The organism is Pseudoalteromonas sp. NBT06-2 (assembly GCF_002276045.1).
Taxonomy (GTDB): domain Bacteria; phylum Pseudomonadota; class Gammaproteobacteria; order Enterobacterales; family Alteromonadaceae; genus Pseudoalteromonas.
Genome location: NZ_NQMR01000079.1, coordinates 1 through 263 on the forward strand (window position 1 = coordinate 1; position 263 = coordinate 263).

Below are 263 nucleotides of genomic sequence, written 5' to 3' on the forward strand. Positions count from 1 at the left end.
GTCTCTCTTTCCGCACCATTCTTTGATTTGAATTAAAACAATCAATAACAATTTACTTGTTGGGATATCCTCAAGAGGTAAGGCAGAAGAGATTTTTTGGTCTCGCTATTTCTCCCAGGCTCAAATCCTGACAAAACATTTGAAAATTTTAAAATTGGGATATCGCCAAGCGGTAAGGCACCGGGTTTTGATCTCGGCATTCCCAGGTTCAAATCCTGGTATCCCAGCCATGCGGAAGTGGCGGAATTGGTAGACGCGCTGGA

1 tRNA gene is annotated in these 263 nt (G+C 43.3%); it reads left to right on the forward strand.

Annotation, left to right across the window (positions count from 1 at the left end):
* The first annotated feature begins 155 nt into the window (after nt 1-155).
* Nucleotides 156-230, forward strand: a tRNA-Gln gene (locus CJF42_RS15520).
* Nucleotides 231-263 lie beyond the last annotated feature (33 nt).